11 protein-coding genes and 3 rRNA genes are annotated in these 20,891 nt (G+C 68.2%); 2 read left to right on the forward strand and 12 right to left on the reverse strand.

Going from position 1 to position 20,891, the window contains the following annotated elements; genetic code table 11:
* The first annotated feature begins 321 nt into the window (after nucleotides 1-321).
* Both BLU95_RS14025 and BLU95_RS14030 read left to right on the forward strand, forming a co-directional pair.
* The gene (locus BLU95_RS14025; protein ID WP_093860309.1) at nucleotides 322-2,880 is read left to right on the forward strand and encodes a SpoIIE family protein phosphatase; all 2,559 of its coding nucleotides are present in this window, start codon (nucleotides 322-324) and stop codon (nucleotides 2,878-2,880) included.
* 331 nt (nucleotides 2,881-3,211) lie between these two features.
* On the forward strand, nucleotides 3,212-3,775 hold the full coding sequence (locus BLU95_RS14030; RefSeq protein WP_079008255.1) for an acetate uptake transporter: 564 nt from the start codon (nucleotides 3,212-3,214) through the stop codon (nucleotides 3,773-3,775).
* Nucleotides 3,776-3,844: 69 nt separating this feature from the next.
* Here BLU95_RS14030 and BLU95_RS14035 read toward each other — a convergent pair whose 3' ends face one another.
* The 12 genes from BLU95_RS14035 to eccD form a co-directional block, all read right to left on the reverse strand.
* A complete protein-coding gene (locus tag BLU95_RS14035; RefSeq protein ID WP_093860310.1) occupies nucleotides 3,845-4,681 on the reverse strand; it encodes a phosphatase PAP2 family protein in 837 nt (278 codons plus the stop codon).
* 95 nt (nucleotides 4,682-4,776) lie between these two features.
* A 5S ribosomal RNA gene (gene rrf, locus BLU95_RS14040) occupies nucleotides 4,777-4,893 on the reverse strand.
* Nucleotides 4,894-4,979: 86 nt separating this feature from the next.
* Nucleotides 4,980-8,102: ribosomal RNA gene (locus BLU95_RS14045) — 23S ribosomal RNA — on the reverse strand.
* A gap of 283 nt (nucleotides 8,103-8,385) precedes the next feature.
* Nucleotides 8,386-9,909 (reverse strand): 16S ribosomal RNA (locus BLU95_RS14050).
* The 16S, 23S and 5S rRNA genes sit together here, the layout of an rRNA operon.
* Before the next feature lie 464 nt (nucleotides 9,910-10,373).
* Nucleotides 10,374-12,059 carry a ribonuclease J gene (locus tag BLU95_RS14060; protein WP_093860312.1) on the reverse strand — a complete coding sequence of 562 codons (1,686 nt, stop codon included), beginning with the start codon at nucleotides 12,057-12,059 and terminating at the stop codon, nucleotides 10,374-10,376.
* Nucleotides 12,060-12,231: 172 nt separating this feature from the next.
* Nucleotides 12,232-13,131 (reverse strand): 4-hydroxy-tetrahydrodipicolinate synthase, encoded by a 900-nt coding sequence (gene dapA, locus BLU95_RS14065; RefSeq protein WP_093860313.1) that lies wholly within the window; start codon nucleotides 13,129-13,131, stop codon nucleotides 12,232-12,234.
* A 349-nt stretch (nucleotides 13,132-13,480) separates the two neighbouring features.
* Complete coding sequence (locus tag BLU95_RS14070) at nucleotides 13,481-13,957, reverse strand: hypothetical protein (RefSeq protein WP_093860314.1); 477 nt, start codon at nucleotides 13,955-13,957, stop codon at nucleotides 13,481-13,483.
* 7 nt (nucleotides 13,958-13,964) lie between these two features.
* On the reverse strand, nucleotides 13,965-14,711 hold the full coding sequence (gene dapB / locus BLU95_RS14075) for a 4-hydroxy-tetrahydrodipicolinate reductase (RefSeq protein ID WP_093860315.1): 747 nt from the start codon (nucleotides 14,709-14,711) through the stop codon (nucleotides 13,965-13,967).
* A gap of 14 nt (nucleotides 14,712-14,725) precedes the next feature.
* Nucleotides 14,726-16,114, reverse strand: coding sequence for a M16 family metallopeptidase (locus tag BLU95_RS14080; protein ID WP_093860316.1), 1,389 nt, complete (start codon nucleotides 16,112-16,114; stop codon nucleotides 14,726-14,728).
* Nucleotides 16,115-16,183: 69 nt separating this feature from the next.
* The gene (locus tag BLU95_RS14085; RefSeq protein WP_093860317.1) at nucleotides 16,184-18,391 is read right to left on the reverse strand and encodes a polyribonucleotide nucleotidyltransferase; all 2,208 of its coding nucleotides are present in this window, start codon (nucleotides 18,389-18,391) and stop codon (nucleotides 16,184-16,186) included.
* 463 nt (nucleotides 18,392-18,854) lie between these two features.
* Nucleotides 18,855-19,145, reverse strand: coding sequence for a 30S ribosomal protein S15 (gene rpsO, locus BLU95_RS14090; protein ID WP_093860318.1), 291 nt, complete (start codon nucleotides 19,143-19,145; stop codon nucleotides 18,855-18,857).
* Nucleotides 19,146-19,330: 185 nt separating this feature from the next.
* A complete protein-coding gene (eccD, locus tag BLU95_RS14095) occupies nucleotides 19,331-20,794 on the reverse strand; it encodes a type VII secretion integral membrane protein EccD (RefSeq protein WP_093860319.1) in 1,464 nt (487 codons plus the stop codon).
* Between the last annotated feature and the right edge of the window lie 97 nt (nucleotides 20,795-20,891).

Below are 20,891 nucleotides of genomic sequence, written 5' to 3' on the forward strand. Positions count from 1 at the left end.
GCCCCTCGGGTCCACCGGAACCCGCGACGACCGTACTGCTCCGAACGGACATCGCGGACCCCCCAGTCTGGCAGCACTCGCGCCCGGTACAAGACCGGTTGCGCTCGGTTGGTACCGGCCCGGTCCCAAACAGGTGGGCAGAATCACCCTCCGGTGCCTGTTTCGGCGCCCCGCCCCCACGGGGAACCAAGCGGAAAGTAGGGTGGAGCGCTGCACCGGGCCACCGACCCGCCCCAGCGTCGCCGCCACCCGCCGGCACGCACCGGGAGTCGAGGCCGCACCCCCGGGCAGTCAGGGCCAGAGCAGAGGAGACGTGGCAACGTGGTCACCGCGCGCGCAGCCGCCACCTTCGAACCCGTGGGCCGGTCGGCCTCCGCCGCCCGCGCCTTCGTGCGGGACGCGCTGCTGGGCTGGGGCCTGCCCGAGGTCGTCGACGACGCCGTGGTCCTGGTCAGCGAACTCGTCACCAACGCCGTCGTGCACGCCGGCACCGCCGCCGAGGTCTGCTGCCTGCGCGAGGACGGCACGGTCCGGATCGAGGTCACCGACCACCACCCCGAACGCGGCCTGCCCACCTTCGCCGACGTACCGACCACCGCCTCCGACCACTACGCCGACGCCGACGGCGAGGGCGGCCGCGGACTGCTGATGTGCGCCGCCCTCGCCGAACGCTGGGGCGTCGAGTACGGCTCCGGCCGCAAGACCGTCTGGTTCCGGCTCGCGCTGCCCGCGCACACCGCCGGCACCCGCTACGCGCTGCCCGCCACCCCCGGCGGCGAACTGCCCCGCAGCAGCGGCCCGGTGCACGTCGCCGTCGTCCAGCTCGACGACGACGGCCGGGTGCTCGCCTGGAACCCCGACGCCGAGGCGCTCTTCCAGCACCCCGCCGACACCGTGCTCGGCCGCCCCTGGGCCGACCTCGCCGTCTGGCCGCAGCCCGCCGAGGCCGGTCTCGGCCTCGCCGCCACCCTGCGGCTCGCCCGCTGGGAGGGCGGCTACGCGCTGCGCCGCGCCGACGGCACCACCACCGACGTCTACGGCGTCCAGGTCCGCCTGCGCGACACCGACGGCACCCCGTCCACGCTCTGCCTGCTGGTCCTCGACGACGAGCGCGCCGTCCTGCGCTCCCCCGCCCGGGCCCTGCCCGGCGACCGCGCCGAAGCGGCGCCCCGGCTCGACCTGCTGGCCGGACTCGGCAGCGGCGAGGACCTCGACACCCTGCTGCAGCACACCGTCGAACGCGCCCGCGACCTGCTCGACGCCGACGCCGCCTACCTGCTGCTCACCACCGAGGACGAGACCGAGTTCGAGCTCCGCGCCACCACCGGCCTGCCCTCCGCGGTCCGACCGCACACCCGCTTCCCGGTCGACACCGGCAACCGCTACGACTCGCCCCGCCTGCCCTCCGTCCACGAGGACCTCACCACCCGGCCCACCGGCCCGAGCGTCCTGGACGACAGCGCGCTGCGCTCCCTGCTCACCGTCCCGCTCAAGGTCGAGGGCCGCCTGATCGGCTCGCTCGGCATCGCCACCGCCGCCCCCGGCCGCTACGACAACGAGGACGCGCTGCGGCTGCAGTCCGCCGCCGACCGGCTCGCGCTCGCCGTCGAGTCCACCCGCCTCACCGAGCTCGAACGGCTGCGCCGCGGCTCGCTGTCCTTCCTGGTCGAGGCCTCCGACCTGCTGGCCGGCACCCTCGAACACGAGCAGACGCTGGCCCTGATGGCGCAGATGGCCGTCCCCACCCTCGCCTCCTGGTGCGCCGTCTACACCAACGGCGACCACGGCGCCCCCGCCTCGCTGGCCTTCGTCCTGCACGAGGACGAGGACCGGATCGACCCGCTGCGCGCCCTGCTCGACAAGACCACCGTCCCGGACACCGGCCCCACCCACGGCGCCCGCTTCTGGGCCGGCCCCACCGAGACCGCCGACGGCAGCGGCTTCGCCGACGAGCCCGGCCTCGGCGGCCTCCTCGGCGAGACCGTCGTCCTGCCGCTGACCGCCCGCAACCGGGTGATCGGCCTGCTCGCCCTCGGCACCCCCGCCGGCGTCCGGTTCCGTCAGGAGGTCCTGGAACTCGCCGAGGACCTCTCCCGCCGGGCCGCCCTCGCCCTGGACAACTCCCGGCTCTACTCCGAGCGCACCGCCACCAGCCAGGCCCTGCAGCGCAGCCTGCTGCCGCCGGACCTGCCCGACATCCCGGGCGTCGAGGTGGACGTCTACTACCAGGCCGCGGGCGAGGGCAACGAGGTCGGCGGCGACTTCTACGACCTCTTCCCGATCCGCGAGGGCACCTACGGCTTCGCCATCGGCGACGTCTGCGGCACCGGTCCCGAGGCCGCCTCGGTGACCGGCCTCGCCCGGCACTCGCTGCGGCTGCTCGCCCGCGAGGGCCTGGACGCGCCACAGGTCCTCAGCAGGCTCAACACCGCCATCCTGGACGAGGGTTCGCGCAGCCGCTTCCTCACCCTGCTCTACGGCGAACTGACCCCCCGCCCCGACGGCAGCACCGAGCTCTCCATGGTCTGCGCCGGCCATCCGCTGCCCCTGCGGCTGCGCACCGACGGCCGGGTCGACCGCGCCGCCACCCCGCAGCCGCTGCTCGGCGTCATGGACGAGCTCGACCTCACCGCGGAGCACCTGGTGCTCCACCCCGGCGAGGTCCTGCTCTGCGTCACCGACGGCGTCACCGAACGCCGCGAGGGCCGGCGGATGCTGGGCGACGACGGTCTCGCCGAGGTGCTCACCGGCTGTACCGGCCTCACCGCCGGGGCGGTCGCGCTGCGCGTGCAGCGGGCGGTCGAACGCTTCGCCCCCGAGCCGCCGTCCGACGACATGGCCATCCTCACCCTGCGGGTGCCCACCCAGCGGACCGGCTGAGCCCGACCCCGCACCGGGGCCGTCGCACCGGGACCGTCGGACCGGCCCTGTCCGCCCGGCTGTCGCAGCCTGAACGATCCGCGACGGGCCGGCGACACAAAATGTGCGATTCACAAGGGTACAAGCCCGCTCACCGTGGGTACACCGATCTCACCGGGGAATCCCCCGGAGGGGACGTGACCAGCGGCTCTCTCGCTGGCCCAGCTTTCTGACCGCAGCCGTCGCACGCTCCAGCCGTGCGCGCCCGGCGCGGTCGCGCGCCTTCACCTCATCGAAACTCACCCGCGTTCACTGCGCCCTCGCGCGCGCCCATGAGTGAAAGGAGCCTCCGGTGAGCAATGAAGCTACCGGGGCACTGAACGCCCGCTCCACCGGCGCCGACGCGGGTAACCTCGGTTACCTCGCGCTCGGCCTGACCCTCCTCGCCTACGGCGTTCTCTCGACCGGCCTGTTCAGCGGCACAGCCGCGGCGAACTCGGCCCATCTCGCCCACATCCTCGGCGGCATCACCCTGTTCGTCGCCGGACTCTGGCAGCTCCGCGGCGGCGAAGGCTTCACCGGGACGGCTTTCACCAGCCTCGGTGCCTTCTGGGCCACCTGGTCCACCGCCTCCGGTGCCGGCAAGAACGCGGCCGGCCTGTTCCTGCTGCTGTGGGCCCTGCTCGCACTCACCCTGACCGCGGCCAGTTGGAACGCAGGACTGTTCAGCCGCGCGATCTACGGCCTGCTGACGGTCTCGCTGTTCCTCTCCGCGATCGCCACCTTCAACACCTCCGGCGGCCTCGCCAAGGCGGCCGGCTGGATCGCCGCGGCCTCCGGGCTGGCGGCCTGGTACTGGGCCACCGCGTCGCTGACCAACAGCGCGTGGGGCCGTGACGCCCTGCCGGTCAAGTAACGGCGGGTGCACCGGTGGGCCGGACCCTCCCCCCACGGGGCCCGGCCCACCGGCATGCCGCGCGTCCGCTCAGCCGCGGGCGCCAACCCTGTCCCGTCCTGCTTCCGACCGGACGTCCGCCGCGGCCCGCGCCCGCCACCGCGCGTAGCCGCTCTGTGCCGCGTACGCCAGCAGCAGGATCGCCACCGCGACCAGGCCGTCCGCCCAGAAGTGGTTGGCCGTCACCACCACGACCGCGACGGTCAGCACCGGGTGCAGCACCATCAACCACCGCAGCGGGCTCCGCGAGACCCGCACCACCGCGACCGCCACCAGCACGCACCACGCCACATGGACGGACGGCATCGCCGACAGCTGCGCGGCCTGCACCAGCCCGCCGACCCCACCGCCGTAGACGGACTGCCCGTACTCCGCCGCGACGTCGACGAACCCCTTCTCCGGCAGCATCCGGGGCGGCGCCACCGGAATGAACTGGACGGCCAGGCAGACCGCCGTCGTGATCACCACCGTGGTCCGCACCCAGGCGTACCGCTCCCGGTGTCTGAGGAAGACCCAGACCAGCACCGCGATCATCACGGTGAAGTGCATGGACGCGTAGTAGTAGTTCGCCAGCTTCACCAGCACCGGGTACGGCGTCACCGCGGCCTGCCAGGAGGCCTCGTCGGGCAGTCCGACCGCCAGCTCGGTTCCGTGGATCCAGCGGGCCCGGTCCAGGGCGTGTTCGGTGCTCATCAGCGAGAGGCGCCCGACCAGCTGCCAGAGCGCGAACAGCGCGAGCAGGGTGCCGGCCTCCCGCAGGACCGTCGAGACACCGGGCCGCCGCACCCGGGCCGCCACGTACGAGCCCCCGTAGAGCACGGCCGCGGTACCCCCGGCGGACTGCCAGGTAAGCGTCAGGTTCTGCAACGGTTCGTGCCTCTCCACCGAGCTCGGACGTGGTGGGGAGACGTTAACGCAAAAAGACCCCCTCCTGAACCGGAGGGGGTCTTTTTGGAATGATTGTTCGGCGGCGTCCTACTCTCCCACAGGGTCCCCCCTGCAGTACCATCGGCGCTGTGAGGCTTAGCTTCCGGGTTCGGAATGTAACCGGGCGTTTCCCTCACGCTATGACCACCGAAACACTATGAAACTGTCAACCGCACCCGGTTCCTGGCCAGGAACCGGGGGTCGTTGTTTCAGAACAACACAGTGGACGCGAGCAACTGAGGACAAGCCCTCGGCCTATTAGTACCGGTCAACTCCACCCCTCACAGGGCTTCCATATCCGGCCTATCAACCCAGTCGTCTACTGGGAGCCTTACCCTCTCAAGGAGGTGGGAGTGCTCATCTCGAAGCAGGCTTCCCGCTTAGATGCTTTCAGCGGTTATCCCTCCCGAACGTAGCCAACCAGCCATGCCCTTGGCAGGACAACTGGCACACCAGAGGTTCGTCCGTCCCGGTCCTCTCGTACTAGGGACAGCCCTTCTCAACACTCCTACGCGCACAGCGGATAGGGACCGAACTGTCTCACGACGTTCTAAACCCAGCTCGCGTACCGCTTTAATGGGCGAACAGCCCAACCCTTGGGACCTACTCCAGCCCCAGGATGCGACGAGCCGACATCGAGGTGCCAAACCATCCCGTCGATATGGACTCTTGGGGAAGATCAGCCTGTTATCCCCGGGGTACCTTTTATCCGTTGAGCGACGGCGCTTCCACAAGCCACCGCCGGATCACTAGTCCCGACTTTCGTCCCTGCTCGACCCGTCAGTCTCACAGTCAAGCTCCCTTGTGCACTTACACTCAACACCTGATTGCCAACCAGGCTGAGGGAACCTTTGGGCGCCTCCGTTACTCTTTAGGAGGCAACCGCCCCAGTTAAACTACCCACCAGACACTGTCCCTGATCCGGATCACGGACCCAGGTTAGACATCCAGCACGACCAGAGTGGTATTTCAACGACGACTCCACCATGACTGGCGTCACGGCTTCAAAGTCTCCCACCTATCCTACACAAGCCGAACCGAACACCAATATCAAGCTATAGTAAAGGTCCCGGGGTCTTTCCGTCCTGCTGCGCGAAACGAGCATCTTTACTCGTAATGCAATTTCACCGGGCCTATGGTTGAGACAGTCGAGAAGTCGTTACGCCATTCGTGCAGGTCGGAACTTACCCGACAAGGAATTTCGCTACCTTAGGATGGTTATAGTTACCACCGCCGTTTACTGGCGCTTAAGTTCTCAGCTTCGCCCCGACGAATCAGAGCTAACCGGTCCCCTTAACGTTCCAGCACCGGGCAGGCGTCAGTCCGTATACATCGCCTTACGGCTTCGCACGGACCTGTGTTTTTAGTAAACAGTCGCTTCTCGCTGGTCTCTGCGGCCACCCCCAGCTCTGGCAGCAAGTGCCGTCACCAGGAATGGCCCCCCTTCTCCCGAAGTTACGGGGGCATTTTGCCGAGTTCCTTAACCATAGTTCACCCGAACGCCTCGGTATTCTCTACCTGACCACCTGAGTCGGTTTGGGGTACGGGCCGCCATGAAACTCGCTAGAGGCTTTTCTCGACAGCATAGGATCATCCACTTCACCACAATCGGCTCGGCATCAGGTCTCAGCCTCAATGAGTGACGGATTTGCCTATCACTCGGCCTACACCCTTACCCCGGGACAACCACCGCCCGGGCTGGACTACCTTCCTGCGTCACCCCATCGCTCACCTAGTACAGACTTGGTTCAGCGGCTCCACCACGTCCCATTGTCCGAAGACTCCGGGCCGGCTTCACGGCTTTAGCATCACCTGGTTCAGCGTTGGCGCTTCAAAGCGGGTACGGGAATATCAACCCGTTGTCCATCGACTACGCCTGTCGGCCTCGCCTTAGGTCCCGACTTACCCTGGGCAGATCAGCTTGACCCAGGAACCCTTGGTCAATCGGCGCAAGAGTTTCCCACTCTTGTATCGCTACTCATGCCTGCATTCTCACTCGTATACCGTCCACGACTGGTTTCCACCGCCGCTTCACCCGGCACACGACGCTCCCCTACCCATCACAGCAGGCGTTGGCCCTATATGCTGCAATGACACGACTTCGGTGATGTGCTTGAGCCCCGCTACATTGTCGGCGCGGAATCACTTGACCAGTGAGCTATTACGCACTCTTTCAAGGGTGGCTGCTTCTAAGCCAACCTCCTGGTTGTCTCTGCGACTCCACATCCTTTCCCACTTAGCACACGCTTAGGGACCTTAGTCGGTGTTCTGGGCTGTTTCCCTCTCGACCATGGAGCTTATCCCCCACAGTCTCACTGCCACGCTCTCACTTACCGGCATTCGGAGTTTGGCTAAGGTCAGTAACCCGGTGAGGCCCATCGCCTATCCAGTGCTCTACCTCCGGCAAGAAACACGTGACGCTGCACCTAAATGCATTTCGGGGAGAACCAGCTATCACGGAGTTTGATTGGCCTTTCACCCCTAACCACAGGTCATCCCCCAGGTTTTCAACCCTGGTGGGTTCGGTCCTCCACGAAGTCTTACCTCCGCTTCAACCTGCCCATGGCTAGATCACTCCGCTTCGGGTCTTGGGCATGCAACTCTATCGCCCTGTTCGGACTCGCTTTCGCTACGGCTACCCCACACGGGTTAACCTCGCTACACACCGCAAACTCGCAGGCTCATTCTTCAAAAGGCACGCAGTCACGAGACACACAGCAAGCTGCATGTCCGACGCTCCCACGGCTTGTAGGCACACGGTTTCAGGTACTATTTCACTCCGCTCCCGCGGTACTTTTCACCATTCCCTCACGGTACTATCCGCTATCGGTCACCAGGGAATATTTAGGCTTAGCGGGTGGTCCCGCCAGATTCACACGGGATTTCTCGGGCCCCGTGCTACTTGGGAGTTTCTCAAACGAGCCGTACAGATTTCGCCTACGGGGGTCTTACCCTCTACGCCGGACCTTTCGCATGTCCTTCGGCTATCCATACGGTTTCTGACTCGCCGACCGGCCGGCAGACCGGTCAAGAAAAATCCCACGACCCCGTGACGGCAACCCCTGCCGGGTCTCACACCATCACGGTTTAGCCTCATCCGGTTTCGCTCGCCACTACTCCCGGAATCACGGTTGTTTTCTCTTCCTGCGGGTACTGAGATGTTTCACTTCCCCGCGTTCCCTCCACATACCCTATGTGTTCAGGTATGGGTGACAGCCCATGACGACTGCCGGGTTTCCCCATTCGGAAACCCCCGGATCAAAGCCTGGTTGACGGCTCCCCGGGGACTATCGTGGCCTCCCACGTCCTTCATCGGTTCCTGGTGCCAAGGCATCCACCGTGCGCCCTTAAAAACTTGGCCACAGATGCTCGCGTCCACTGTGCAGTTCTCAAACAACGACCAGTCCCTCATACCCGACAACCCGCAAGCAGGCTGCCGCACATGAGACCGGCATCACTGAAGCAACGACCATGACGGCCGTTCCCTCAGGACCCAACAACGTGCCCGACACACCAGCCAGAACTCTGTTTTCCACGCCGAAGCAGTACTAACAGGGCCCTTGCCCAGTGTGCCGAATAGTCAACGTTCCACCCATGAGCGACCGTGCAGAACATTCGCCTGCAAGCGGCACATTGCTCCTTAGAAAGGAGGTGATCCAGCCGCACCTTCCGGTACGGCTACCTTGTTACGACTTCGTCCCAATCGCTGGTCCCACCTTCGACGGCTCCTCCCCTTACGGGTTAGGCCACCGGCTTCGGGTGTTACCGACTTTCGTGACGTGACGGGCGGTGTGTACAAGGCCCGGGAACGTATTCACCGCAGCATGCTGATCTGCGATTACTAGCAACTCCAACTTCATGGGGTCGAGTTGCAGACCCCAATCCGAACTGAGGCCGGCTTTTTGGGATTCGCTCCGCCTCGCGGCATCGCAGCCCTTTGTACCGACCATTGTAGCACGTGTGCAGCCCAAGACATAAGGGGCATGATGATTTGACGTCGTCCCCACCTTCCTCCGAGTTGACCCCGGCAGTCTCCTGTGAGTCCCCATCACCCCGAAAGGCATGCTGGCAACACAGAACAAGGGTTGCGCTCGTTGCGGGACTTAACCCAACATCTCACGACACGAGCTGACGACAACCATGCACCACCTGTATACCGACCACAAGGGGGCGCCCATCTCTGGACGTTTCCGGCATATGTCAAGCCTTGGTAAGGTTCTTCGCGTTGCGTCGAATTAAGCCACATGCTCCGCTGCTTGTGCGGGCCCCCGTCAATTCCTTTGAGTTTTAGCCTTGCGGCCGTACTCCCCAGGCGGGGAACTTAATGCGTTAGCTGCGGCACCGACGACGTGGAATGTCGCCAACACCTAGTTCCCAACGTTTACGGCGTGGACTACCAGGGTATCTAATCCTGTTCGCTCCCCACGCTTTCGCTCCTCAGCGTCAGTAATGGCCCAGAGATCCGCCTTCGCCACCGGTGTTCCTCCTGATATCTGCGCATTTCACCGCTACACCAGGAATTCCGATCTCCCCTACCACACTCCAGCCTGCCCGTATCGAATGCAGACCCGGGGTTGAGCCCCGGGCTTTCACATCCGACGCGACAGGCCGCCTACGAGCTCTTTACGCCCAATAATTCCGGACAACGCTCGCACCCTACGTATTACCGCGGCTGCTGGCACGTAGTTAGCCGGTGCTTCTTCTGCAGGTACCGTCACTTGCGCTTCTTCCCTGCTGAAAGAGGTTTACAACCCGAAGGCCGTCGTCCCTCACGCGGCGTCGCTGCATCAGGCTTTCGCCCATTGTGCAATATTCCCCACTGCTGCCTCCCGTAGGAGTCTGGGCCGTGTCTCAGTCCCAGTGTGGCCGGTCGCCCTCTCAGGCCGGCTACCCGTCGTCGCCTTGGTAGGCCATTACCCCACCAACAAGCTGATAGGCCGCGGGCTCATCCTGCACCGCCGGAGCTTTACACCCAGGACCATGCGGTCCCGGGTCATATCCGGTATTAGACCCCGTTTCCAGGGCTTGTCCCAGAGTGCAGGGCAGATTGCCCACGTGTTACTCACCCGTTCGCCACTGATCCACCCCGAAGGGCTTCACCGTTCGACTTGCATGTGTTAAGCACGCCGCCAGCGTTCGTCCTGAGCCAGGATCAAACTCTCCGTGAATGTCTGCTCGTAATCGAGCGGCACTCGCGTCGAGCGGCACGGCAACCACCGGAATAGGGCGGCCCCGCGCACTGCGTCCTCGCTAGTGTTTACTTCAAAAGGAATCTCCAACCCCAGGAAACCCTGAGGCCGGGGATGTCAACATATCTGGCGTTGACTTTTGGCACGCTGTTGAGTTCTCAAGGAACGGACACTTCCTTCAGGCGGCTTTCACACCGGCCCTCCGGGCGCTTCGTTCTTTCGTGTTTCAAGCTTATCAGATGTTTTCCGCTCCGTTTTCCGGAGTTTCATTCATCGAATCTGCTCTGGCCTTTCGGCACTCCCGAACTCTATCAGAGTTTCTCGGGCCGTTTTCCCGCTCCGTTCTCGAATTTCATTTCGAGGACTTCGACTGGGGGCCGTCCCGTGGGGCAACCCGGAGAACATTACGCACCGGGTTGCCCCACGTCAAATCACGCCCGGACTCACACCTCGACGACGACCGGCAGGATCATCGGCCGGCGGCGGTAGTTGTCCGCGACCCACTTGCCGAGGGTCCGGCGCACCAGCTGCTGGACCTGACGGATCTCCAGCACGCCGTCGCCCGCCGAGCGGTCGAGCGCCTCCTGGAGCTTGGCCGCCACCGGCACGAATGCGGCGTCGTCGATGCCGGAACCCCGCGCCTGGATGCTCGGGCCGCCGACGATCTTGCCGTTGGTGGAGTCCACCACGACGAAGCAGGAGATGAAGCCCTCCTCGCCGAGGATCCGGCGGTCCTTGAGCGAGGCCTCGGTGATGTCGCCGACCGAGGAGCCGTCCACGTAGACGTAGCCGGCCTGCACCTTGCCGACGATGCGGGCGACACCCTTCTCCAGGTCGACGCAGACGCCGTCCTCGGCGATGACCACGCGGTTGCGCGGAACGCCGGTGGCGATGCCGAGATCGGCCGCCGCCCGCAGGTGGCGCCACTCGCCGTGCACGGGCATGAGGTTGCGCGGCCTGCAGATGTTGAAGAAGTACAGCAGCTCGCCGGCCGAGGCGTGGCCCGAGACGTGCACCTTGGCGTTGCCCTTGTGGACGACCTTGGCGCCCCAGCGGGTCAGGCCGTTGATCACCCGGTAGATGGCGGTCTCGTTGCCGGGGATCAGCGAGGAGGCGAGGACGACGGTGTCGCCCTCGACGATGCGGATCTGGTGGTCACGGTTGGCCATCCGGGACAGCGCGGCCATCGGCTCGCCCTGCGAACCGGTACAGATCAGCACGACGTCCTTGTCCGGCAGGTCGTCCAGCTGCTTGACGTCGACGATCATGTTGCCGGGGACCTTCAGGTACCCGAGGTCGCGCGCGATGCCCATGTTGCGGACCATCGAGCGGCCGACGAAGGCGACCTTGCGCTTGTACTCGTGAGCGGCGTCCAGCACCTGCTGGATGCGGTGCACGTGGCTCGCGAAGGAGGCCACGATGATGCGCTTCTCGGCGCTCGCGAAGACATTGCGCAGCGCGGCCGAGATGTCCCGCTCGGACGGGATGAAGCCGGGGACCTCGGCGTTGGTGGAGTCCACCAGCAGCAGGTCCATGCCCTCCTCCGCCAGCTTGGCGAAGGCCGGCAGGTCGGTCAGCCGGCCGTCGAGCGGCAGCTGGTCCATCTTGAAGTCACCGGTGGCGACGACCATGCCGGCGGGCGTGCGCACGGCGACGGCCAGCGCGTCCGGGATGGAGTGGTTGACCGCGATGAACTGGCAGTCGAAGGGGCCGATCCGCTCGCGGTCGCCCTCGGCGACCTCCAGCACGTACGGACGGATGCGGTGCTCGGCGAGCTTGGCCTCGATGAGCGCCAGGGTGAGCTTCGACCCGATCAGCGGGATGTCCGGGTTCTCCCGGAGCAGGAACGGGACGGCGCCAATGTGGTCCTCGTGGCCGTGCGTGAGGACGATGCCGTCGATCTTGTCCAGGCGGTCCCGGATGTAGGTGAAGTCCGGGAGGATCAGGTCGACGCCGGGCTGCTCGTCCTCGGGGAAGAGGACACCGCAGTCGACGATGAGAATGCGGTCCCCGTATTCGAAGACCGTCATGTTGCGGCCGATCTCACCGAGACCGCCGAGCGGGGTGATGCGCAGGGCGCCCGCCTTGAGGGCCGGCGGCGTGCCGAGTTCGGGATGCGGGTGGCTCAAAAGACTCTCCTCACGACGCACGCCATATGTCCGGGGTCCTCCCCCGTGAGACATATGGCGTGCGTTCTCCGTGTCGGTTTTTCCTACCAGGTCTGTGCTCTCGCGCCTTCGGTCCGGTCCAGCGGCGGGCCCGTGAGGGTCCGGCGAGCCGGGGCGCGCACGTCTTCGTCTGTTACAGGTCTACCCCGCCGTCGGCGAGATCCTTCTTCAGTTGCGCGATCTCCTCCGGAGTCGCGCCGATCAGGGGCAGCCGCAGCGGCCCGGCCGGCAGACCCCGGAGGTCCAGCGCGGCCTTGGTGAGAATGACACCCTGGGTGCGGAAGATACCGGTGAACACCGGCAGCAGGCGCTGGTGGACCGCCGTGGCCTTGGCCACATCGCCGGCCAGGTGGGCCTCGACCATGGTCCGCAGCTCTCCGGCGACCACGTGCCCGACCACGCTCACCACACCCACCGCCCCGACCGACAGCAGCGGCAGGTTGAGGATGTCGTCGCCGGAGTACCAGGCGAGGCCGGAGCGGGCGATCGCCCAGGACGCGGCACCCAGGTCGCCCTTGGCGTCCTTGTTGGCCACGATCCGCGGGTGCTCGCCCAGCCGGACCAGCGTCTCGTGGCTCAGCGCGACGCCGCTGCGGCCCGGGATGTCGTACAGCATGACAGGGAGTTCGGTGGCGTCGGCGATCCGCACCGTGTGCCGGTACAGACCCTCCTGCGGGGGCTTGCTGTAGTACGGCGTCACCGACAGCAGGCCGTGCGCGCCGGCGGCTGCGGCCTGCCGGGCCAGCTCGACGCTGTGGTGCGTGTCGTTGGTGCCGACGCCGGCCACCACGTGGGCCCGGTCGCCGACCGCCTCCACCACGGCGCGGACGAGCTGGGCCTTCTCGGCGTCAGTGGTGGTCGGGGACTCGCCGGTGGTGCCGTTGACGACGAGGCCGTCGTTGCCGGAGTCGACGAGGTGCGCGGCGAGGCGCTGGGCGCCGTCGAGGTCGAGGCCGCCGTCGGCGGTGAACGGTGTCACCATCGCGGTCAGGACCCGGCCGAAGGGCGTCTGGGGGGTGGAGGTCGGAGCCATGTGTCCAAAACTACTCGTAGGCGGTGGGGCGACACCCAGGCCGGTCCACGGTTCGGACGGCCGTGCCTGCGGAACGGTCCGGGATCGTCCCGGTACGGCCCCCGCGGAACCGGTTCCAGCAGCGGAAACATGGGATTCCGGTGCTGCGTGCTCGGGGGTTCAAGCAGCACCGGAATCCGTGTTCACGAGCCTAGGGAGAGGTCAGAAATGCCGCAATCCAGACATGCCCGGCACTCCCCCCGGATGCTCGTCGTCGCAGGTCAGGGTGCGACACGGCGGTGCTTCCCGAAGGCCGCACGGGTGAGCGGCACGAGCTCCGCCCACCGCCCGGGGGCCGCCGCGGCGGCGCTCAAGCGTTGCTGCTCGCGGGCTCGTCGGCGGCGGCACCGGTACCGCGGTGCAGCCGGATCGCGTGCTGCATGGTCCTGCGGGCGCGCGGCACGTCGCCGGCGTCGGCGTAGGCCACCGCGAGTCGGAAGAAGACCCGCCAGTCGCCCGGGGCGGCCTCGGCCTCGGCCTTGCGGCGGGCGAACACCGCGTCGGCCGAGCCGCGGTCGATCCGCCCGCCGTCGGTGCGCTCCAGCTCGTCGACCGGCAGACCGCCCTCGGCCTCCAGCTCGCGGGCGAGCCGCTCGCTGTCCCGTCCGAAGCGGACCGTCTGGCGCAGGAACCAGAGGCCGACGACCGGGATGACGAAGGCGCACAGGCCCAGCCCGATGCCCAGCGGCTTGCCGGTGGCGATCAGTTGCACACCCTCGCCGACGCAGATCAGCGCGACCAGGGCCAGGACTCCGGAGAGGACGAAGAAGCCGGTACGGGAGGTCATTCCGGGCTCACAGGTCCAGGAAGTGCTCGAGGCCCAGGGTGAGCCCGGGCGTCTCCACGACCTTGCGCACACCGAGCAGGATGCCCGGCATGAAGCTGCTGTGGTGCAGCGAGTCGTGCCGGATGGTGAGGGTCTCGCCGTCGTCGCCGAACATCACCTGCTGGTGGGCGAGCAGACCGCGCAGCCGCACCGAGTGCACCGGCACCCCGTCGACGTCGGCGCCCCGGGCGCCGGGCAGACCGTGCGTGGTCGGGTCCTGCTGCGGCGCCCGGCCGGCCTCGGCCCGGGCGGCGGCGATCAGCTGGGCGGTGCGGGTGGCGGTGCCGCTGGGGGCGTCCGCCTTGTGGTCGTGGTGCAGCTCGACGACCTCGACCGACTCGAAGTACCTGGCCGCGGCCTGCGCGAACTTCATGCCGAGCACGGCGCCGATGGAGAAGTTCGGCGCGATCAGCAGGCCCAGCTCCGGCGCGGCGGCGAGCTGCCCCCGGACGGTGGCCAGGCGCTCCTCGGTCCAGCCGGTGGTGCCGGTGACCACGTGGATGCCGTGCGACAGGCAGTGGTCGAGGTTGCCCATCACCGAGTCGGGATGGGTCAGTTCGACCACCACCTGCGCCCCGGCGCCGGTCAGCTCGGAGAGCTCCGAACCCCGGCCGAGGGTGGCGACCAGTTCGAGGTCCGGGGCGGCCTCGACGGCCTTGACGGCCTCCGAGCCGATCCGGCCCCGGGCGCCGATCACAGCGACTCGCAGCGTCATGGTGAGTAGTCCCTTCAGGCCAGCAGGTCGGCCAGCTTGGCGGCCCGCTTGTCGGTGATCGGGCCGATCAGCGCGAGCGAGGGCCGGTACGCCCCCAGCACATCACGGGCGACCTCGTGCACGTCGTCCAGGGTCACCGCGGCTATCCGCGCCAGCATGTCGTCCACCGAGAGGTGGTGGCCGTAGCTCAGCTCGGCCTTGCCGATCCGGTTCATCAGCGAGCCGGTGTCCTCCATGCCGAGCACGGTGGAGCCGGAGATCTGGCCGATCGCCCGCCGCAGCTCCTCCTCGGTGATGCCCTCGGCGACCACCTTGGCGAGCTCCTCGCGGCAGATCCGCAGCACCTCCTCGACCCGCTTGGGCTGGCAGCCGGCGTAGATGCCGAACAGGCCGCTGTCGGCGTACGAGGAGGAGTAGGAGTACACCGAGTACGCCAGGCCGCGCTTCTCCCGCACCTCCTGGAACAGCCGCGAGCTCATCCCGCCGCCGAGGGCCGCGTTGAGCACGCCCATCGCCCAGCGGCGCTCGTCGTGCCGCGGCACCCCGGGCACGCCCAGCACCAGGTGGGCCTGCTCGGTGGAGCGGTTGAGCACCTCGACCCGGCCGGCGGTGCGCACCGCCTTGACGCCGCGGCGGGCCTCGGCGGGGGCGGCCTCGGACTTGGCGAGCAGCGGTGCGAAGGCCCGCTCGACCTGGCGGACGACCTTGCGGTGGTCCAGGTTGCCGGCCGCCGCGATCACGAGGTGCTCGGGCCGGTAGCGGCGGTGGAAGAAGTTCGCGATCTGGTCGCGGGTGAGCGCCCGGACGGTCTCCTGGGTGCCGAGGATCGGGCGGCCGAGCGGGCCGCTGCCGAAGATCACCTTGGCGAAGAGGTCGTGCACGACGTCGCCCGGGTCGTCCTCGGCCATCGCCATCTCCTCGAGGATGACGCCGCGTTCGGCCTCGACGTCCTCGGGGCGGATCAGCGAGCCGGTGAGCATGTCGCAGACCACGTCGATGGCCAGCGGCAGGTCGGTGTCGAGCACCCGCGCGTAGTAGCAGGTGTTCTCCTTGGCGGTGAAGGCGTTCATCTCACCGCCGACCGCGTCCAGGGCGGCCGAGATGTCCAGCGCGCTGCGCCGCTCGGTGCCCTTGAAGAGCAGGTGCTCCAGGTAGTGCGTAGCACCGTTGAGCTGGGGGGTCTCGTCCCGGGAACCGACTCCGACCCAGATGCCGAAGGTCGCGGAGCGCACCGTCGGCAGGGTCTCGGTGACGACGCGCAGGCCGCCGGGAAGGACGGTGCGGCGCACGGTTCCGGCACCGTCCGCGCCCTTCAGCAGGGTTCGGGTCGTGCCGGGGCGCTGCGTCGCCGCCGAGGCCAGAGCCACGGGGGTACCTCCGTAGAAAGCAATCCGTCGAAGCATGGGGGGACAACAGGGTGCGGCCCGCACGCCGCTGGGGGCGTGCGGGCCGCGGGATCAGCTAGCGGCGCTTCACTCGGAAGCGGCCTCGCCGTTCTCCTCGCCCTCGACGACCGGGATCAGCGAGAGCTTGCCGCGCGGGTCGATCTCGGCGATCTCGACCTGCACCTTGGCGCCGACGCCGAGGATGTCCTCGACGTTCTCCACGCGCTTGCCACCGGCGAGCTTGCGGATCTGCGAGATGTGCAGCAGACCGTCCTTGCCCGGCATGAGCGAGACGAAGGCACCGAAGGTCGTGGTCTTGACCACGGTGCCCAGGTAGCGCTCGCCGACCTCCGGCATGGTCGGGTTGGCGATCTGGTTGATCGTGGTGCGGGCGGCCTCGGCGGCCGGGCCGTCGGCGGCACCGATGTAGATGGTGCCGTCGTCCTCGATCGTGATCTCGGCGCCGGTGTCCTCCTGGATCTGGTTGATCATCTTGCCCTTGGGGCCGATGACCTCACCGATCTTGTCCACCGGGATCTTGATGGTGATGATGCGCGGCGCGTTCGGCGACATCTCGTCCGGGGAGTCGATGGCCTCGTTCATCACGTCGAGGATGTGCAGGCGGGCGTCGCGGGCCTGCTTCAGCGCGGCGGCCAGCACCGACGCCGGGATGCCGTTGAGCTTGGTGTCCAGCTGCAGCGCGGTGATGAAGTTGCGGGTACCGGCGACCTTGAAGTCCATGTCGCCGTACGCGTCCTCGGCACCGAGGATGTCGGTGAGGGTCACGTAGTGGGTCTCGCCGTCGATCTCCTGCGAGATCAGACCCATGGCGATACCGGCGACGGCGGCCTTCAGCGGCACACCGGCGTTCAGCAGCGACATGGTCGAGGCGCAGACCGAGCCCATCGAGGTGGAGCCGTTGGAGCCGAGCGCCTCGGAGACCTGGCGGATGGCGTACGGGAAGTCCTCGCGGGAGGGCAGCACCGGCAGGATCGCCCGCTCGGCGAGCGCGCCGTGGCCGATCTCGCGGCGCTTCGGCGAACCGACGCGGCCGGTCTCGCCGACCGAGTACGGCGGGAAGTTGTAGTTGTGCATGTAGCGGCGACGCGTCTCCGGGGAGAGCGTGTCGAGCTGCTGCTCCATGCGGAGCATGTTCAGCGTGGTGACACCCAGGATCTGGGTCTCGCCGCGCTCGAACAGGGCCGAACCGTGCACCCGCGGGATGGCCTCGACCTCGGCGGCCAGGGTGCGGATGTCGGTGACACCGCGGCCGTCGATGCGGACCTTGTCCTTGATGACGCGCTCGCGGACGGTCTTCTTGGTCAGCGCGTTGTAGGCGGCGCTGATCTCCTTCTCGCGGCCCTCGAACTCGGGCAGCAGCTTCTCGGCGGCCAGCGCCTTGACGCGGTCCAGCTCGTTGTTGCGCTCCTGCTTGCCCGCGATGGTGAGGGCCTGCGCCAGCTCGTCCTTGACGGCGGCGGTCAGCGCGGCGAGCACGTCGTCCTGGTAGTCCAGGAAGACCGGGAACTCGCCGGTCGGCTTCGCGGCCTGGGCGGCCAGCTGGGCCTGGGCGGCGCAGAGGACCTTGATGAACGGCTTGGCGGCGTCCAGACCGGCGGCGACGATCTCCTCGGTCGGCGCGTCGGCGCCACCCTCGACCAGCTTGATGGTCTTGTCGGTGGCCTCGGCCTCGACCATCATGATCGCGACGTCGCCGTCCGGCAGGACGCGACCGGCGACGACCATGTCGAAGACGGCCGACTCCAGCTCGCTGTGGGTCGGGAAGGCCACCCACTGGCCGTTGATCAGCGCGACGCGGACGCCACCGATCGGGCCGGAGAACGGCAGGCCCGCCAGCTGGGTGGAGGCGGAGGCGGCGTTGATGGCCACCACGTCGTACAGGTGGTCCGGGTTGAGCGCCATCACGGTGACGACGACCTGGATCTCGTTGCGCAGGCCCTTGACGAAGGACGGGCGCAGCGGGCGGTCGATCAGGCGGCAGGTGAGGATCGCGTCCTCGGAGGGCCGGCCCTCGCGACGGAAGAACGAGCCGGGGATCCGGCCCGCGGCGTACATCCGCTCCTCGACGTCCACGGTCAGCGGGAAGAAGTCGAAGTGCTCCTTCGGCTGCTTGGACGCGCTGGTGGCCGACAGCACCATGGTGTCGTCGTCCAGGTAGGCCACGGCGGAGCCGGCGGCCTGACGGGCCAGACGGCCGGTCTCGAAGCGGATGGTACGGGTGCCGAAGGAACCGTTGTCGATCACGGCCTCGGCGTAGAACACGTTCTCTTCCACCTGGAAGATCTCCTCTTTCGTACGTCTCCGGGAGAGCGTCCCCGCGTATTCGCCTGCGTGCTGACCCTGGACGGTCCGGGCCGGTCTTCGATCGAAGCCTCCGGCGGTCCCCGCTTCGGTCTGCGGGGCCTCCGGCGGCCACTACCGAGGACCGGCGCCTCTCGGCCGGCCGGATTCGGACGGGCGGTCCGCGTCTGGACGCTCTCTCGGATGCGGGCGGCTTCCGTTTGAAGCCTTCGTCCCGCGGGGGGTTCGGGTCCTGCTGCCCGGTGGCGCGCTTTCGGCGCCATCACCGGCATGCCCACAACCCTACGGTGCAATCCTCGGCCACCTGGGGAGGTGCGCGCGAGTTGTTATCCCCGGCCGGGGGGCGCGGGCGCCGTGGTGGACGCCCGGCTCACCGGTCGCGGCATACGCGCGAGGGGCGGCTCCCCGGTGTGGGGAGCCGCCCCGAGCGGCGTTCTCAGCGGGCGCCGCCGGCGGCACCGCGGCGGATGCCCAGGCGGTCGACGAGCGTACGGAAACGCTCGATGTCCTTCTTGGCCAGGTACTGCAGCAGACGGCGACGCTGGCCGACCAGGATCAGCAGGCCACGACGCGAGTGGTGGTCGTGCTTGTGGGCCTTGAGGTGCTCGGTCAGGTCCGAGATGCGGCGGGAGAGCATGGCGACCTGGACCTCGGGGGAGCCGGTGTCGCCCTCCTTCTGGCCGAACTCGGCGATGATCTGCTTCTTGATGTCAGAGGCGAGAGCCACTGCAACTCCTTCGAGGTGATACCGAGCGTTCCTGGTCTACGGCACAGGACTCTGCGAGAACTCGGTGTCGTGTACGGGCGCTGCCGACGGGCGTCGTCCCACCCGGGAACGGACACACGGCTGCGCTCGGAGGCCAAGCGTACCAGTGCCGCCGACGCCGACGGCCGGCGGCCCCGGTGCGCGGATCAGCCGGTGGCGCCGCGGACCAGCCGGTAGACGTCGAGCACGGCCAGCACCAGCGGGACCAGCGACATCAGGGTGAGGCTGTCGACCAGGTCCAGGACGCGCCCCCAGAAGGGGGAGACGCCGAGCCGCGGCACCACCAGGGCGATCGCGGTGAGCACGGCGGCGCCGAAGGCGATCGAGGCGGTCAGCCAGACGGTGCGCAGATCGGCGTCGGTGGAGCCGAGGCCGACCCGCAGCACGAACTGCGGGGTGTGCAGGGAGAGTCCGACGATCAGCAGGGACAGGCCGAGCAGGCCGGCGACGGTGAGGGCGAGGACCTGGGCGCTGTAGCGGAACAGCCGGGCCCGGAGCATGGCGGCCAGTCCGAGGACGAGGGCCAGCAGCTCGGGGAAGGTCCGGTCGGTGAAGCCGAGCACCGCGCAGGAACCGACGACCACCGCGGCGCAGCCGCCGACCAGGCCGACCAGCACCTCGTGGCCGCGGCGGGCCTGGTGGGCGATCCGCTCGTACTGGACCAGCTCGGCGCGGGCGGCGTCCTCGTCGTGGTCGCGGCCCCGGGCGCGGGTCTGGCCGGGGGCGCTGTAGCCGACCGGCAGCCGGGCGAAGCGGGCGGACAGGCCGGGCAGGAAGCCGATCACGGCGACGGCTGCGACGCCGGTGACGGCGGCGATGTGGTGGGCCGGGGTGCCCGGCAGCAGGACGGCGGCGAAGGTGGCGAGCGCGCCGGCCGCGGCCAGGAAGGCGGCGGCCACGAAGAGGGAGTCCTTCTCCGGGAGCAGGCCGACCAGCAGGACGGCGACGACCAGGACGGTGACGCAGCCGGTCAGGAACTGGAGCCGGCCGGGGCCGTCCAGCGGGCCGCCGGTCGGCGCGAGGATGCCGCTGCCGGCGATCAGGGCGTGCGGCAGGGCGCCGAGGCCGAGCGCGAGGCCGGCCCAGGCGTCCCGGTAGACCCGGGCGCGGACGCCGGCGAGGGCGGTGAGCACCACCGCGACGACGCCGGAGAGCACGCCGGGCAGGCCGTGCATGTCGTGGCGCAGGTCGGCGAACCAGAGCGCGAAGCCGAGCAGGGTGAGCAGCACACCGGCGCCGACGAGGCCGAAGGCGCGCATCAGCTCGGGGCCCCAGAACCGGCGGTCGGTCTCGCCGGCGGTGGCGATCGCGTCGGCGACGTCGTCGTAGACGGCGGGCGGCAGTGATTCGGCGAACGGGCGCAGGTTGAGCAGGTCGCCGTCGCGCACCTGCTGGGCGGCGAGCGAGCGTCCGCCGTCGAGCACGGTGCCGTCGCGGCGGACCAGGTGGAAGCCGGTGGGAACGCCGTCGGGCTGGGTCTGGCCGGACAGTCGCAGTACCTCGGGGTACACGTCCGCGAGCGGGACGTCCTCGGGCAGGGCGACGTCGATCCGGCTGTCCGGCGCGACGACGGTGACCCGGCAGAAGCCGGTGGTCGCGGGCGTCGTCATGCCCGCACCTCGTTCGCTCGACGCACTGGGCGCTCCCCCTTGATGACGGTGTTCGGTGACGGGTGCTCGGCACCGGTGCGCGGTGCCGCCGCCCCAC

Source organism: Streptomyces sp. TLI_053 (assembly GCF_900105395.1).
Lineage (GTDB): Bacteria > Actinomycetota > Actinomycetes > Streptomycetales > Streptomycetaceae > Kitasatospora.

What these genes read in the sequence shown, in the direction of transcription:
- dapA (WP_093860313.1), bottom strand. Translation starts at nt 13,131, where the DNA reads ATGGCTCCGACCTCCACCCCCCAGACGCCCTTCGGCCGGGTCCTGACC.
- BLU95_RS14070 (WP_093860314.1), bottom strand. Translation starts at nt 13,957, where the DNA reads ATGACCTCCCGTACCGGCTTCTTCGTCCTCTCCGGAGTCCTGGCCCTG.
- dapB (WP_093860315.1), bottom strand. Translation starts at nt 14,711, where the DNA reads ATGACGCTGCGAGTCGCTGTGATCGGCGCCCGGGGCCGGATCGGCTCG.
- BLU95_RS14080 (WP_093860316.1), bottom strand. Translation starts at nt 16,114, where the DNA reads ATGCTTCGACGGATTGCTTTCTACGGAGGTACCCCCGTGGCTCTGGCC.
- eccD (WP_093860319.1), bottom strand. Translation starts at nt 20,794, where the DNA reads ATGACGACGCCCGCGACCACCGGCTTCTGCCGGGTCACCGTCGTCGCG.